General features: G+C 46.1%; 16 protein-coding genes and 1 other RNA gene. 11 read left to right on the plus strand and 6 right to left on the minus strand.

All coding sequences use genetic code 11. The features are described 5' to 3' along the window. From AK963_RS35620 to AK963_RS19295, 7 genes are all read left to right on the plus strand, one after another. A partial coding sequence (locus tag AK963_RS35620; protein ID WP_175404615.1) for a hypothetical protein occupies positions 1-254 on the plus strand: 254 nt, incomplete at its 5' end. Positions 255-324: 70 nt separating this feature from the next. Then, positions 325-552, plus strand: a complete 228-nt coding sequence (locus AK963_RS35625) for a hypothetical protein (protein ID WP_238593787.1) — start codon at positions 325-327, stop codon at positions 550-552. Beyond that, positions 552-920 (plus strand): hypothetical protein, encoded by a 369-nt coding sequence (locus AK963_RS19275; RefSeq protein WP_066017065.1) that lies wholly within the window; start codon positions 552-554, stop codon positions 918-920. The genes AK963_RS35625 and AK963_RS19275 overlap by 1 nt, the downstream gene beginning before the upstream one ends. Before the next feature lie 71 nt (positions 921-991). Further along, positions 992-1,573, plus strand: coding sequence for a hypothetical protein (locus tag AK963_RS19280; protein WP_066017066.1), 582 nt, complete (start codon positions 992-994; stop codon positions 1,571-1,573). A gap of 105 nt (positions 1,574-1,678) precedes the next feature. Then, positions 1,679-1,960, plus strand: coding sequence for a hypothetical protein (locus AK963_RS19285; protein ID WP_066017067.1), 282 nt, complete (start codon positions 1,679-1,681; stop codon positions 1,958-1,960). 107 nt (positions 1,961-2,067) lie between these two features. After that, entirely contained in the window at positions 2,068-2,598 is a 531-nt protein-coding gene (locus AK963_RS19290) for a KilA-N domain-containing protein (RefSeq protein WP_066017068.1), read from the plus strand. Between the two features lie 61 nt (positions 2,599-2,659). Further along, positions 2,660-2,848, plus strand: a complete 189-nt coding sequence (locus AK963_RS19295; protein ID WP_066017069.1) for a helix-turn-helix transcriptional regulator — start codon at positions 2,660-2,662, stop codon at positions 2,846-2,848. A gap of 1 nt (position 2,849) precedes the next feature. Here the strand turns inward: AK963_RS19295 and AK963_RS19300 are convergent, their stop codons facing one another. From AK963_RS19300 to AK963_RS19325, 6 genes are all read right to left on the minus strand, one after another. Beyond that, positions 2,850-4,250 (minus strand): tyrosine-type recombinase/integrase, encoded by a 1,401-nt coding sequence (locus AK963_RS19300; RefSeq protein WP_066017070.1) that lies wholly within the window; start codon positions 4,248-4,250, stop codon positions 2,850-2,852. 251 nt (positions 4,251-4,501) lie between these two features. Continuing rightward, positions 4,502-4,681, minus strand: a non-coding RNA gene (ssrS, locus tag AK963_RS19305) — 6S RNA. Positions 4,682-4,768: 87 nt separating this feature from the next. Continuing rightward, positions 4,769-5,074 (minus strand): cell division protein ZapA, encoded by a 306-nt coding sequence (locus tag AK963_RS19310; protein ID WP_066017071.1) that lies wholly within the window; start codon positions 5,072-5,074, stop codon positions 4,769-4,771. Beyond that, positions 5,071-5,280, minus strand: coding sequence for a TIGR02449 family protein (locus AK963_RS19315; RefSeq protein WP_020584012.1), 210 nt, complete (start codon positions 5,278-5,280; stop codon positions 5,071-5,073). The genes AK963_RS19310 and AK963_RS19315 overlap by 4 nt, the downstream gene beginning before the upstream one ends. Positions 5,281-5,587: 307 nt before the next feature. Further along, on the minus strand, positions 5,588-6,235 hold the full coding sequence (locus AK963_RS19320) for a hypothetical protein (protein WP_139117528.1): 648 nt from the start codon (positions 6,233-6,235) through the stop codon (positions 5,588-5,590). Between the two features lie 445 nt (positions 6,236-6,680). After that, positions 6,681-7,448, minus strand: a complete 768-nt coding sequence (locus AK963_RS19325; protein WP_066017073.1) for a class I SAM-dependent methyltransferase — start codon at positions 7,446-7,448, stop codon at positions 6,681-6,683. A 135-nt stretch (positions 7,449-7,583) separates the two neighbouring features. Between AK963_RS19325 and AK963_RS19330 the strand changes: the two genes are divergently transcribed. The 4 genes from AK963_RS19330 to AK963_RS19345 all read left to right on the plus strand — a co-directional run bounded on the left by AK963_RS19330 (position 7,584) and on the right by AK963_RS19345 (position 12,091). Next, positions 7,584-8,186 (plus strand): UPF0149 family protein, encoded by a 603-nt coding sequence (locus AK963_RS19330; RefSeq protein WP_066017074.1) that lies wholly within the window; start codon positions 7,584-7,586, stop codon positions 8,184-8,186. 45 nt (positions 8,187-8,231) lie between these two features. After that, the gene (gene ubiH / locus AK963_RS19335) at positions 8,232-9,458 is read left to right on the plus strand and encodes a 2-octaprenyl-6-methoxyphenyl hydroxylase (protein ID WP_238593788.1); all 1,227 of its coding nucleotides are present in this window, start codon (positions 8,232-8,234) and stop codon (positions 9,456-9,458) included. A gap of 53 nt (positions 9,459-9,511) precedes the next feature. Continuing rightward, positions 9,512-10,729: an FAD-dependent oxidoreductase gene (locus AK963_RS19340; protein WP_066017076.1), complete on the plus strand. Its 1,218-nt coding sequence runs from the start codon at positions 9,512-9,514 to the stop codon at positions 10,727-10,729. A 285-nt stretch (positions 10,730-11,014) separates the two neighbouring features. Further along, positions 11,015-12,091, plus strand: a complete 1,077-nt coding sequence (locus AK963_RS19345) for a histidine phosphatase family protein (RefSeq protein ID WP_175404568.1) — start codon at positions 11,015-11,017, stop codon at positions 12,089-12,091. The last annotated feature ends 327 nt before the right edge of the window (positions 12,092-12,418 follow it).

Genomic DNA, 12,418 nt, shown 5'->3' on the forward strand with positions numbered 1-12,418 from the left:
TGAGGTACCGCATCAAACGGATTTTGCGGGGCGAGGGCAAACGGATTGCCAGAGACCGGAGTGACTGGCGCTGCAAGGGTTGTTTTAAACGTGATGTGTGCTGGGGCAAGGTTCAGCCAGAGGTGAGGTGCAGTTCATGTACTTATGCGGTAGCCGATGAGCGCGGTGGCTGGTATTGCACCGTGCATGAAAAAGCCGCGACCGAGACATGCAATGCCTATGAACCCTTCCAGCCAGGAGACAGGGATGACTGAGGAAAAGAAGGAGCGGAAAAAGCCGAGACCGATGCGGACGTACCCGAAGCCACTGCCCAAGGATTACAAGATGAGCCAGGTGCAGAAGGTGATCCGCAAGTATCGGGTGATTCGTCGATTCACCCGTAATCGTCTGGGTCAGGAGGCCGGTGTATGGCCGTTGACGATCAAGGAGTACGAGACTGACAACATGCACAACCCACGACTACTGCAACTGGCGGCGGTGTTGAGCACGCTGGAGCTGGACTTGTGGGTAATTGATCGCAAAACAGGGACTTTGATTGAGAGGCTTTATTGATGGAGATGGAAGCGATGGAAGTGACAGGGATGAATGCGGAGCCGATCAAGGTGCGTGACGACGGTGCGCTGAACCTGGTGGACGTGTGGGCCAACCGTGATTATGACCCGCAGTTTGATCTGAATGTGTTTTTTGATGACAAGGGCGTCGAGCGATTCGTCCGGTACCTGGAGAAAGAGCTGGAAGAACCGGTGGTTCAGGTGGAGCAAGAAGACGAAGAGCTGTGGGTTCACCCGTTGGTGATGTACCGCTATCTGGCGTGGTGTGAGCCAGGGGTCGAGGCGCTGTGCCTGGACTTGTACCACCAGTTCTCCCAGCACCAAGCCGAGAAGCGGGCTGAAAAAGAGAAAGACGCTACCCGTCATTGAGGTGAGCAAAAAAAACGCGCCGAGGCGGGCGCGTTGATAACTAATCATGAAAGGTATAGGGAAATATAACCATGAAAACTGATTTTACTGCAACAAAGCAACAGGAACTCCCTCAACTGGCCGCCGTTACCGACCGTCGCATTACCGATGTGAAGCCGGTCGCCAGTGTGTCAGCAATGATCGACGACATGAGTGTCATTGAAGAATTTGTCGACAAGGTGGCGGAGTTCCCAGCGAAAAAAATCGAGATGATGGCCAAGGTCTACGAAGCGATGGATCACCCCATGGCGGGATACCTGAAAGCCCTGGTCAGCCACGAAGCGGAGCCGGAGAAATCCACGAAGCAAAAGCATAGCCGCAAGAGCAGGAAGCTTCGTGGACGGTACGCTGTGCCAGGACACAGCTCCCAACATGAGCTGGCTGAGGCGCTGAATCTTCCGTTGAAAACCGTTCGTGCGACGCTGGTGAAAGAAGGGCTGACCAAAATTGTGACGCACCTCAGCACTAAGCGGGTGGTCTTGACTGAAGAGGGGCGCAAGTACGGGAGCATGTGGAGCGATTCTAAAAAGATGTTTATCAAAGATGGCCACAACGCCGAGATGGCGACCAACGCGCAGCCGGTGTTTACCGATGATGTGTTGAGGTTTTTTTGAGGGGTGTCGTGAAACGCGACACCCTTAAAACCCAAGAGTTTATGCGGTCTCTGGAAAAGGTAGGAAATCCTACCTTTAAAAACATTTGATTGGTCGGAGAAAGTGATGAAGCAGTTTGAATTTGAAAGCCACCAGATCAGGGTTGACTCATTCAGAATGATCAACCTGCCTGATGTCAGCAAAGCGTTTGATCAACCTTGGAGCCAGGCCATAAAGCTGCTTGATGACGAGCTTGTCGTAGCTACCGAGGAAGCATTGTGCAAGCGGGTTACACCACCCTACCGTTTTCATGGTGAGTCAGTATGGGCACACCCACTCATTGCGTGGAAGTTTGCTGAGTTGATGGACGTGAGTAAAGGTTGCCGGTTTGCCATAAGGATTTTGTGATAAGGGCTTTCAAAAAAATTTGCCAACTACTGCAAAGCCAGGGATTTTAATTTTAAGAAGTGACTGATGTGCAGATTTGCATATCTAAATAAACAGGGAGACAAATTATGTTAACGAAAACTAACCCAGTCGTCGCAGGTGTGACTGTACGGATTGATGAGAACGGTTTTTATAGCTTGAACGATCTACACAAAGCGAGTGGGAGTGAGCTTAACCAGTCCCCTGGGCAATGGCTCAGAACACAGAAAGCTCAGGATATTATTGATCAATATCTAACTGTGCAAAATTGCATAGTTAAAAAAGAAGGCCGATACGGCGGGACTTACGCGGTTGAAGGAGTCGCTGTTGCTTATGCAACATGGATCAGTGGAAAGTTTTTTAAAGAGGTAATCGACGTTTTTCTTGCGTACAAATCTGGCCAGCTCAAGCCAGCCACATCTCCCATGGATGAACTTAATGCCGTTGTGCTCAAGGAGCGTACCTCTCTGGCGAAAGCCAAGGTAGCTTCAGAATGGATGCACGATCGCAAGCGTGAGAAGAAAAAACTGGCTGACGAAGCGAAAAAGGCTATTGATGAATTGCAGCAGTCGTTGGATTTGCTGAACTTTGTAGGCCCGAAACTACTGGTTAAAAAATAAACCCACGAAGCGGCCCGTCGAGGGCTGCCAGGGATGGATTTTTTGATAGGGACGAGTTGGTATGGATGCTCCAGAATTAGTTAATATTTCAACCGTGGTCAAAATGACCACATTATCGAAGGCGACAATCTATCGCATGATTAAAGAGGGTGAGTTTCCGAAGGGTGTTATGATTTCCAAGAAGCGCCGAGTTTGGAAAAAGCAGGATGTTGTCGATACTATTAACAACCTGTTACAAGCTGACCAATAGGTCAGCTTGAGCTAAAACTGTTAAGCATGGTTACAGACCTTTCTTTAAAGTTAAAGGTTTTAAAAATCTCCAGAAGCTCTTCAGTTGGTGCCTGTTTATCAAAAGCCTTCGCGTACTTCTCATCCTTGCTGCAAATAAAATCTATAAAATCTGCCCATAATTGAAATCCTGTCCTCATAAGATGTGTTTGTTGAGCATGATTATAAACACCCTTCATTCCCTCTCGACTGTGACCGGTCATAGCAGTGGTTATATCTGGCGATACCCCGAGATTAGTAAGGTGCGTCTCAAGAGTCCGACGAAGGTCGTGATTTTTCCTGTTTTCTATGCCGTGTAATTTTCTGTATCCAGTAATATAGGTGTCATAAGTACGATCACAGGCTGGGCCTGTACGCTTCATCGTCTTATCAAATTGACCGACGCGCTTACTGCCGAAAATATGAGTATCATTCCCGAACCGATCAATTAACTCTCTAAGTGCTCCGGCTAACTGAGTTGACATAGGTAGTGGAAAAGGCTCTTTCTGGTCATCCGCCACTCTCTTCTGGTTCTTGAGGCGGTCGGGGGGAATTGTCCACACATTTAGGTCAAAATCAAACTCATCAATCATAGCCTTCGTGACTTCAGATCGTCGGCAACCAGATAATAAAAGGGCTGTTTGTATTAAGAAATAATCAGGGCTGATCGGATGGTTTTCTTTATTATTAAGTAGTGTCCTAATTTCGAGCATTGAGAAATAAGACTTACGATTTTTATTGCTGCGCTTTAACCGGTATTTATTGAAGGGATTTACCTTGCAAATAAACTGTTTGATAGCCCAGTCATACATATTGCAGGTGAAACGAACAGTGTCACCGATGGTTTTTTCACTACACCCCTCTTCACGTTTTGTGATCATGAACTGCTCGATTGCGGCGTCTGGTATAGCGTCGACGGGATATAGCCCAAAATAAGGCTGCATATGGTTTTTAATACGGTTGTATGGGCGTGGGCCTATACCTTCTTTTTCTATGTAATTGGCAAAGAATTGGTCGACGAGATCATCGAAGGTAATTGAGCCAGATGATGAGCCTGGCTTATTTGCGCTTGTATCTTTCACGGTTGATCGAATCAGCTCATCAAGTGTGTTTGGCTCTTTTACATCGACGCCGTTTTTTCTTGCTGATGTTACTGCATCATGAATCCTTCGAGCTTCTTCCAAGGTTCTGTTCGGGTAGTCTCCGTAGGAAACTCTTGATAATTTTCCCTCCCGAAATTTATCTCTATATCGCCACCCGAAACTCTTTTGACCAGATGGATAAATTCTTAGATGAACACCGCTCTGTAAATCGGTAATGATTTCTTCTTTATCTGACGGTTTCTTATTTCTGATTTTTGCATCACTTAGTTTTTCTTCCGGCATATACATTCACCTTTTATTTTTATTAATTAAGTGATCAGTATAACCCCCGTGACCACATTTACAAAAAATATCAAGGGATACATTTGTATCCCTCAAGGGATACATTGATTGAGATATTAAGGTCTAAATGAATTAAGAGTACTATTTGAGACAGTGAGGAAAATTTGAAATCTATAAGTGAATAAATGCGAGAAGTCTTTGTTTTAATAGGGTTTGAAGTGATATGAGATAGTATAAGAAGGTATGAGAGAAACCTCCCCACCCTGCCGCTGCCACGTTTGCCCGTGGCCGTAACGGTCACGGTGGGGGCTGCTGAGGTGAATCGGGCTTTCCGCTACGAGGCGGACCTGCACTCCAGCACCTGCCAGGAGCCCCCTGGGTAGTATTATCGGCTCGGGACGTATGGTGACTGGCAAACAGGCCAGGGAGGTTTCAACGGCATTATATCGACAATTGAAAAGATGTCTGCAAGTTTTTTCAGCTATCAGTTTTCGTGAAAATCACAAAAGGTTATCAGCTCACCGCTCGACAGCTGCAAGTGCCTGATCCAGTTTGCCCAGCAGCTGGTCAATATGTTCCTGGGTGTCCTGCTTTTCATCTTCATTCTGCCGGCGGCTCTGCATCAGCTCGTAGCTAATGTTAAGGGCTGCCATTACGGCAATACGCTCAATACCAACCACTTTGCCAGTAGAGCGGATTTCGTGCATTTTTTCGTTCAGATAGCGGGCAGCCGTGTGCAGTGCGTCCTGATTGTCTCTGGGGCAGGCAACACGGTACTCCTTGTCCAGGATATGGACAGATGTGACTGACGATTTATCCGTCATGACTCATGCTCCAGAGACCTGAGACGCTGAATCATCGCTTCTACTTTATTGCGTGCAACGTCATTTTTTTCCATCAACTTTGCTTTCTCAGCTCTCCAGGACTGCTCCTGCTGCCGAAGTTGCCGATTTTCTGTGGTCAACTTCTGGCAAAGAGCAACCAGGTAGTTGATTTTCTGGTCGAGGGCGATGAAATCGGATTCTTTCATAGCTTCCCTGAATGCTCGGTTATTAGGGTTACTATAGCCTCTGGAGAAATTCAGAACAATGACTTAATGGTTGACAACGTTTTATTTTTAATTCGTCTGGTAATACTTTTAATCAGAAAACAGATGCCTGCAGCAAATGAGTTTTCAAAAAAAGGAAGGCCTGTGACTTTGTCACAGGCTACATAATAAATGATGTTATATGAAGTACCTGTGATAAGTTGAACTATTTTGAGCCATAATCAGTTGTTTTGGGTGATGTAGAGCTGCTGGTAGCAACAGATGTTGGCTGTTAGAATATCAGTTTTGACTAGGGTGATAGAGGAATATCAGATAATTCATCTGTTCTCTTATCATCCCCGGGAATTACCTTTACTATGGCCAGTTCTGGGTTTTCGTCCTCCGGTGCTTTCTCTGGCAGTAGCTGGTCAGATGGAGTAGGTTCTTTAACATCACCAAGAGGGTCTGTTGGTGAAGTCGTTCCAGCTCTTTCGGCGTCTTTAGAACTCATATCTTGAAGCTCTTTCGGCTCAGCATTATTGGGGTCGTTGGGAATCGGCTGATGTTCAGAAGGACAAAGCTTTTCTCTCTTTTGCCATGCACAATAAGCTGTAAGCGGTATACCTATTACTCCAGCAGCGACTCCAAAAACGGTAAGGCCAGTTTTCCAGCCGGGCCAACCACTTTCAAGGCTACCGCGTTCATCCGGCAGTCTAGGCTCTCCTTGAGTAACCGTTGTTCCGTTTGGAGCATCTGTTGCATTTGCCATGGCAAATGCTGTTTGGGAAAGAAAAATCGTGCCTGTGGCCACTATTTCTACTTTTTCTGTAAATGAAAACGAACTGGGAGAGGGGATTGCTGAAGCTAAATCGGAAAAAGCCGATTTCATGCCATTCATAGCCTTTACAGCGTAACCATTACTACTTGCACTGTTCTGCTGTTGGGCATTTTGGTTCACGCCCGGGTTTGCACCTATATGATCAGCGTTGTGTCGATGAAATACGTGTCCTAGAGCTTGAAGCATTATTCATTATCCATGTCAGGTTGGAAAAATTTGGCATCAAGTACAAGCTGAAAACAAGTCAGAGGGAAATTAGTAAATATTCAGCCTGACGTTGATACGGTTGAGGAAATTTAGTCATATTGCTATTTATATCTAAATATTATTTTTTCATTAGATTGTTTTTTTCTTGAGTGGTATTTGTTTAAGTTTATGGTCAATGAATTTTTTTAGTCATTAAATTTTAATCTGATGGTTATTACCGGTTTTTTTGGGGTTGAGTCTAAGATTCAAAAATTATCTCTATTGCTTTTTTAATGTTTTTAGGAAAAAACTGATTAATATTAGGTTGTAATTAAGGCCATATATCATGGCCGTGCAAAGTTAAAGATTATATGGCTTTTTAGTCAGGCTTTTTGGCAATAATCCTGACCTGATCTTTATCCCCATGACTCCATACCGGGTAATGAGGTGCATCTCCCTGTTCACATGTTTCAATTATAAAGCCTGCTTTTTCTATTAATACACCAAGCTGTTCCGAAGCAAAAAAGCAGAAATCTCTTTCAGGAATATTAATTTCATGGGCGGCCAAAACCGGAGCGGTAACTTCAGGGCAGTTAAGCTCTTCCGCTGCCTGTGCAAGAAGGCTGAGATAATCCCGTTGGCAGGTAACCGTAAAAGGTGACGCTTTGATTGCTTTGCGCACATCTTGGCTGAGACCTGTACTTTTTAAAACATCTACATCACAAGAGCAGCAGGTAAGTAATAGAGTTCCTCCTGGCTCCAGAATTCTGTAAAGCTCATTAATTGATGGAATAACCTCTTCATTGGACAGGAAATGAAAAACTTCGGCACAGAGAATTCCGCAGAAAGCATTATCTTCAAAAGGGATATTTTCCGGCAGTTTTGCAGCTCTGCATGTGACCGCTTTCTGCTGAGTTGCTGGTAAGTCATTTAACCATTCGGACAGGTCTGGTTTGTCCATATCGGTCGCCACAACCTCTGCACCCTGAAGCAGGGCACTATGGGTGTTGACCCCGTGGCCACACCCCAGATCCAGAAGTGGTTTTTTTCCTTTCCAGCTGCTCAACCAGCTGTCCAGATAAACAGCTGGGTTGTGAAAGGTAAAACCAACACCTAACTGATTTTTTTCGTACAAGCTCTCTGACACGATAAGACTCCTGACTGATTGGACTTAACAGGATAGACACTTTCTTTATTTGAGGTGTTTGATTAACAAGTTTGGTCGGGAAGTCTGTTAGAATCCCTGTCAAGATTGGCTCATTAACGTTGATGGCTTTTTATCATGACGACCTACTCTTCTCAGCCTGGTGATGTACCAGCTACTGTATCTTTTGATGAACTCGCAGCTCAGCTGGCCGAGCAGAGTCATCCATCGGAGATTCACGGTTACTTATGTGGTCTGTTATCAGCGGGGGCGCATCCTGATGTTCAGCAGTGGCTGGGGCAGCTTGCCGAGCAAATGGGAGATAATTCGTTTGATGAACATACAAAGCAGTTATTAAGTCAGTTATTTCTGCATACTCAGGATGAACTTACGTCAGGCAGCTTATCAGCAACATTATTTTTGCCGGGTGATGATGAATCGCTTGGACTCAGGACTCAATCATTAGGGGTATGGTGCCAGTCTTTTATTTCTGGTTTTGGCCAAGGACTTGAAAGCCGTAAGGTCAGTGACATGGTGGAAGAAGTACTCAGGGACTTTGCTGAAATCAGCCTGATAGAAACAGCAGAAGAGAACGAAGAATCTGAAAAGCTGTATATCGAAGTGAGTGAGTTTGTTCGTTTAGCCTGGCTGAATGTATATGCAGAGGTTTGCGGTTTACCAGAGGGTTCCAGCGGTGATGACCGTTCTGGCAAAAAAGGAGCTTCCAAAACCCTGCACTGAATATAAAAAAACAGAGTTCCACAAGATCATGGTGGTGGCCAAGACGTGAATAATTCTGCAGATAAGATGGATTTCGATGTTTTGATTATTGGTGCCGGGCTGGTTGGAGCCAGTCTGGTCTGTGCACTTGAAAAGGTAGTAACAAAGCAGGGGTTAAGGCTGGCGATGGTGGAAACCCATGATCTGAACCAGTCAAGAGATATTCCCCCGAGTTTTGATGCCCGCGCCTCTGCGCTGTCATGGGGAACCTGTTGTATCTACGAGCAGCTTGGGCTTTGGCCGGGTCTGGCTGGTCAGGCTGAAGCCATTACCGAAGTTCATGTTTCAGATAAAGGCAGTTTTGGTCTTTCCCGTTTGCAGGCCTCTGATGAAGGTGTCCCTGCACTGGGGTATGTTGTCAAAAATTATGTGCTCGGTGATGTCCTTTTGAACCGGTTGCGGGATTTTCAGAAGCAGGGAACGGTGACGGTTTTCAGCCCTGATGAAGTGGAAAGGCTGAGTCCTGTCCCGGGAGGAATGAAGGTTCAGTTAAAGCATTCAGAGGTTTCGGTCTCACTGGTTGTTCTTGCTGATGGTGGCCGTTCAGGGTTGATGGATCAGCTGGGAATAGGGTTGGAGCAACGTGACTATCATCAGCATGGCGTAATTGCCAATATTGCTCTTGACCGTGCCCACAATGGTATGGCCTGGGAGCGCTTTGCCGGAAAAGGTCCGATGGCACTGCTTCCCTTAACCGGTGATAACCACTTTGAGCATCGAATGGGGCTGGTATGGACGGTGCCAGACGAGGAAATAGATAGTATTTATAATCTTGCAGATGATGACTTTCTGGCATTATTGCAGGATAGGTTTGGCTATCGGGCCGGGCGTTTTCTGGCTGTAGGCAAGCGGGACAGGTACCCATTGACCATGCGCATAGCCAAAGAGCAGGTAAGGCCGGGGCTGGTTATTCTGGGTAATGCTGCCCATGCAATACACCCTGTTGCAGGTCAGGGCTATAACCTTTCTATCCGCGATACCATGGCTTTGGCAGGCAATATTTCGAACTCTCTGGAGAGTAAGGTTTCAGTAGGAGATCTTGGACGGCTACAGGAATATTGGCAACAGCAGCTCAGTGATCAGAGTCTGACCAGTCGTTTCTGTGATGGTCTCGTACACCTCTTCTCACGTACAGACAGTGCATCTGTCCTGTTTCGCAACCTGGGGCTGGTGACACTGGATTATTGTCATCCGGTAAAGTCAAAATTTACCCGCAAGGCGATGGGACTATAAACCGCTATGAGCGGGTTTGACCGCTCTTGAATCTGGGAAAATAGGGATCAGAAATGCAGACAATTGATGTCATTATTGTCGGGGGAGGTATGGTGGGTGCCTCTCTGGCCCTGGCTCTTGATCGATCCGGTATGCAGACAGCACTGGTTGAACAACAGACATTGCAGCCCAGCTCGTTCTCAATACATGATCCATGGCAGCCAAGGGTAAGTGCCTTAACGGAAGCATCGATAAAACTGCTTAAATACCTGGGTGCCTGGGAAGGAATGCTTGCCCAGCGGGTCTGTCCATACACTCACATGACTGTCTGGGATGGTGAGGGTACGGGAGAAGTTGAGTTTGACGCAAAAACTCTGCCACAGAAAAACCTTGGCCATGTTGTCGAAAATGAAGTGATTCGAAATGCGCTTTTGCAGCAGCTGGCCAGTTCCACAGTGAAATGTTTTGGCGCACAGACAGCACTTGAATACAAGCTTTCCGGTCAGGGTGGTGAAATAATTCTGGAAAATGGTGAAGTGCTTTGTGCCCCTGTGCTGGTGGCTGCGGATGGTGCGGAGTCACGCTTACGGCAATTGTCTGGAATTCCATCAAATCAGAAAGACTACAGCCACCATGCGCTGGTAACCACCGTTGAGACCGAATTCTTTCACCGTTATTCAGCGCGACAGGTGTTTCTGGATTCTGGTCCGTTGGCATTTCTACCGCTGCAAAGTCAGGATGGGCGATATTATTGCTCAATTGTCTGGTCACTTTTGCCTGCAGAGGCAGACCGGATAGAAGCCTTGAGTGACGAAGCTTTCTGCCATGAACTACAGAGAGCGTTTGAAAATCGAGCGGGTAAAATTCTTAAGGTGGAAAAACGGTTCCGCCACCCGCTGCGTCAACGGCATGCCCGGCAGTATCATCGTCAAGGGGTTGTACTGGTAGGAGATGCTGCTCATACCATTCACCCTCTTGCGGGTCAGGGTGTGAACTTGGGCTTCATGGATGTGGCAGTGCTTACTGATGAGTTGATCAAAGCTGCCAGGCGTGGAGATGATTATTTTGCACCGCATATTCTGGATCGTTATCAGCGTCGTCGCATAGGGCATAACTCGTTGATGATGGCGGCCATGAGAGGTTTTCAGAACCTGTTCGGGGCCGATGATCTTGGCATTCGCTGGATGAGGAATACAGGCCTTAGTCTGACCAATCGATTACCTTTGATTAAGGAAATGATTGTTGATCAGGCGACTGGGTTATCAAACGATATTCCCGAGTTTATTCGCTAAATCTCAACCAGTCCCTCAATTTTTTTCTATCCTGACTGCTGGATGTGACTATCAAGCAGGCAGGATATGAAACTTCAGACTCTTCTTGGACACAGTCTAAAAAAGGTGATGGTTTTTGATTTTTGTAATAACTACCTCAAGTCATTCCTCATGCTTGATAGAAAAAATACCCGTTTGCCAAATCGTGTTGTAATCAGGCCTGATTCTAAAAAAATATATCTTGTCTCCTATGCAGTATTTGCTGTGTGTTTTCTGCCCGCTAGTTCTAATGCCGCAGATAGTGAAGTGACTAATCCAGCTGATTATCTGATCAGCCTTGTCAGGCATGGAGACCGTTCTCCAAGAGATCTCGGGGGAATGGCCAGATACTGGCCAATGGGTGCGGGTCAGCTAACCCCGGGAGGCCTTGAGCAGGAATATTTATTGGGAAAGAAAATACGAAGTCATTATTTTTCTGAAACCCTGCCTGATTCCTGGTCTCCCAAGATCAGTCAGCATTTTGCCAAAGGTCTGGATCGGACCATTCAAAGTGCCAGTGCATTGCTTCAGGGTATTTACCCCAGGCAGACCAGAAACATGGGGTTGCCTGATGGGATTCAGGTACCTCCAGTTTATGCATCACCGTTGGCCAGTGATGATTTGTTCTCTGCCCAAAGGCTATGTCCGGGGTATTTGCACAGGGTGCAGGCTCTTGAGAAAAGTGCAGACTGGTTAAGGAAGAAAGAACAGTATCGTGACCAGTTGGTTTCCTGGTTTGAGCTTGGAGAAGAGAGTGGGTCCGAAGATCTATATTCACTTATTCCCTTGATTGACCAGATTGCCATACACCGGATGCATAATCTGCCAATGCCTAAGGGGATTAGCCTTCAGGAAGCTATAGAGCTGGAAGAGTTATTAAACTGGGTGGTTAGCCGAATTGTTGCCAATTACGAGATTGCTCAATTAATTGGTGCTCCTTTGGCAAAAGCGATGATCAAAGATTTTAAAAGGGTACAACAGTGCCTGGAAGAAAAAGGCAGTTGCCATGCCTGCCAGCGCTGGACGCTGTATTCTGCCAGCGACAGTAATTTGCTGGCCATTATGACGATGCTTGGAGCTCCTTCAGATAGAATCGTTGATTATGCAACCCATTTCGGTGTTCAGCTGAACTGGAATGATGGGCGACCAGAGATAGCGCTTTCTCTCAATCATGAGCCTTTTTCAATTCCCGGCTGTGTGGGGCATTGCTCTCTCGATCAGTGGTTGGTACTGCTTGAACAATCATTACCTGATGACTGGGATTATTTCTGCGCAAGGGATAGAGGTGCCTTGACGTCCTATCCAGAACCTTATGTACCCTCAGGTAGTGTAGCGAGTCGTTAGTGTACTTTAGTTTCATTAAAAGGCGTGAAACGGGAGGGTAGTGGTTGCTTCCTGTTTGCTCATACTTTTTATTGAGTCTGGATATTTGATGGTCTGAGAACATTCAGTAAACAGATTGAAATAACATACTTTGTATGCGAGCAGGCAATAGAAATAGCAGTCTTTGAAAGGCTGCAAGTTAATTTACATTGAGGAGATTCCGGGAATGTAATTTAAATTGTGTAAACGCTTGTCGTTAATACTCCAAAATGGAGAATAACAATGAGCGTTGAAATCAACGAAAAACTGGTAGATCAAATAGCCAGTCAGATTAAAACTCAGGATGAT

The organism is Endozoicomonas atrinae (assembly GCF_001647025.1).
In the GTDB taxonomy this organism is placed as follows: Bacteria; Pseudomonadota; Gammaproteobacteria; order Pseudomonadales; family Endozoicomonadaceae; genus Endozoicomonas; species Endozoicomonas atrinae.

Excerpts from the sequence above, each read along its gene's own strand:
- AK963_RS35625 (WP_238593787.1), top strand. The coding sequence starts at position 325 with ATGAGCCAGGTGCAGAAGGTGATCCGCAAGTATCGGGTGATTCGTCGA.
- AK963_RS19275 (WP_066017065.1), top strand. The coding sequence starts at position 552 with ATGGAGATGGAAGCGATGGAAGTGACAGGGATGAATGCGGAGCCGATC.
- AK963_RS19280 (WP_066017066.1), top strand. The coding sequence starts at position 992 with ATGAAAACTGATTTTACTGCAACAAAGCAACAGGAACTCCCTCAACTG.
- AK963_RS19285 (WP_066017067.1), top strand. The coding sequence starts at position 1,679 with ATGAAGCAGTTTGAATTTGAAAGCCACCAGATCAGGGTTGACTCATTC.
- AK963_RS19290 (WP_066017068.1), top strand. The coding sequence starts at position 2,068 with ATGTTAACGAAAACTAACCCAGTCGTCGCAGGTGTGACTGTACGGATT.
- AK963_RS19295 (WP_066017069.1), top strand. The coding sequence starts at position 2,660 with ATGGATGCTCCAGAATTAGTTAATATTTCAACCGTGGTCAAAATGACC.
- AK963_RS19300 (WP_066017070.1), bottom strand. The coding sequence starts at position 4,250 with ATGCCGGAAGAAAAACTAAGTGATGCAAAAATCAGAAATAAGAAACCG.
- AK963_RS19310 (WP_066017071.1), bottom strand. The coding sequence starts at position 5,074 with ATGACGGATAAATCGTCAGTCACATCTGTCCATATCCTGGACAAGGAG.
- AK963_RS19315 (WP_020584012.1), bottom strand. The coding sequence starts at position 5,280 with ATGAAAGAATCCGATTTCATCGCCCTCGACCAGAAAATCAACTACCTG.
- AK963_RS19330 (WP_066017074.1), top strand. The coding sequence starts at position 7,584 with ATGACGACCTACTCTTCTCAGCCTGGTGATGTACCAGCTACTGTATCT.
- AK963_RS19340 (WP_066017076.1), top strand. The coding sequence starts at position 9,512 with ATGCAGACAATTGATGTCATTATTGTCGGGGGAGGTATGGTGGGTGCC.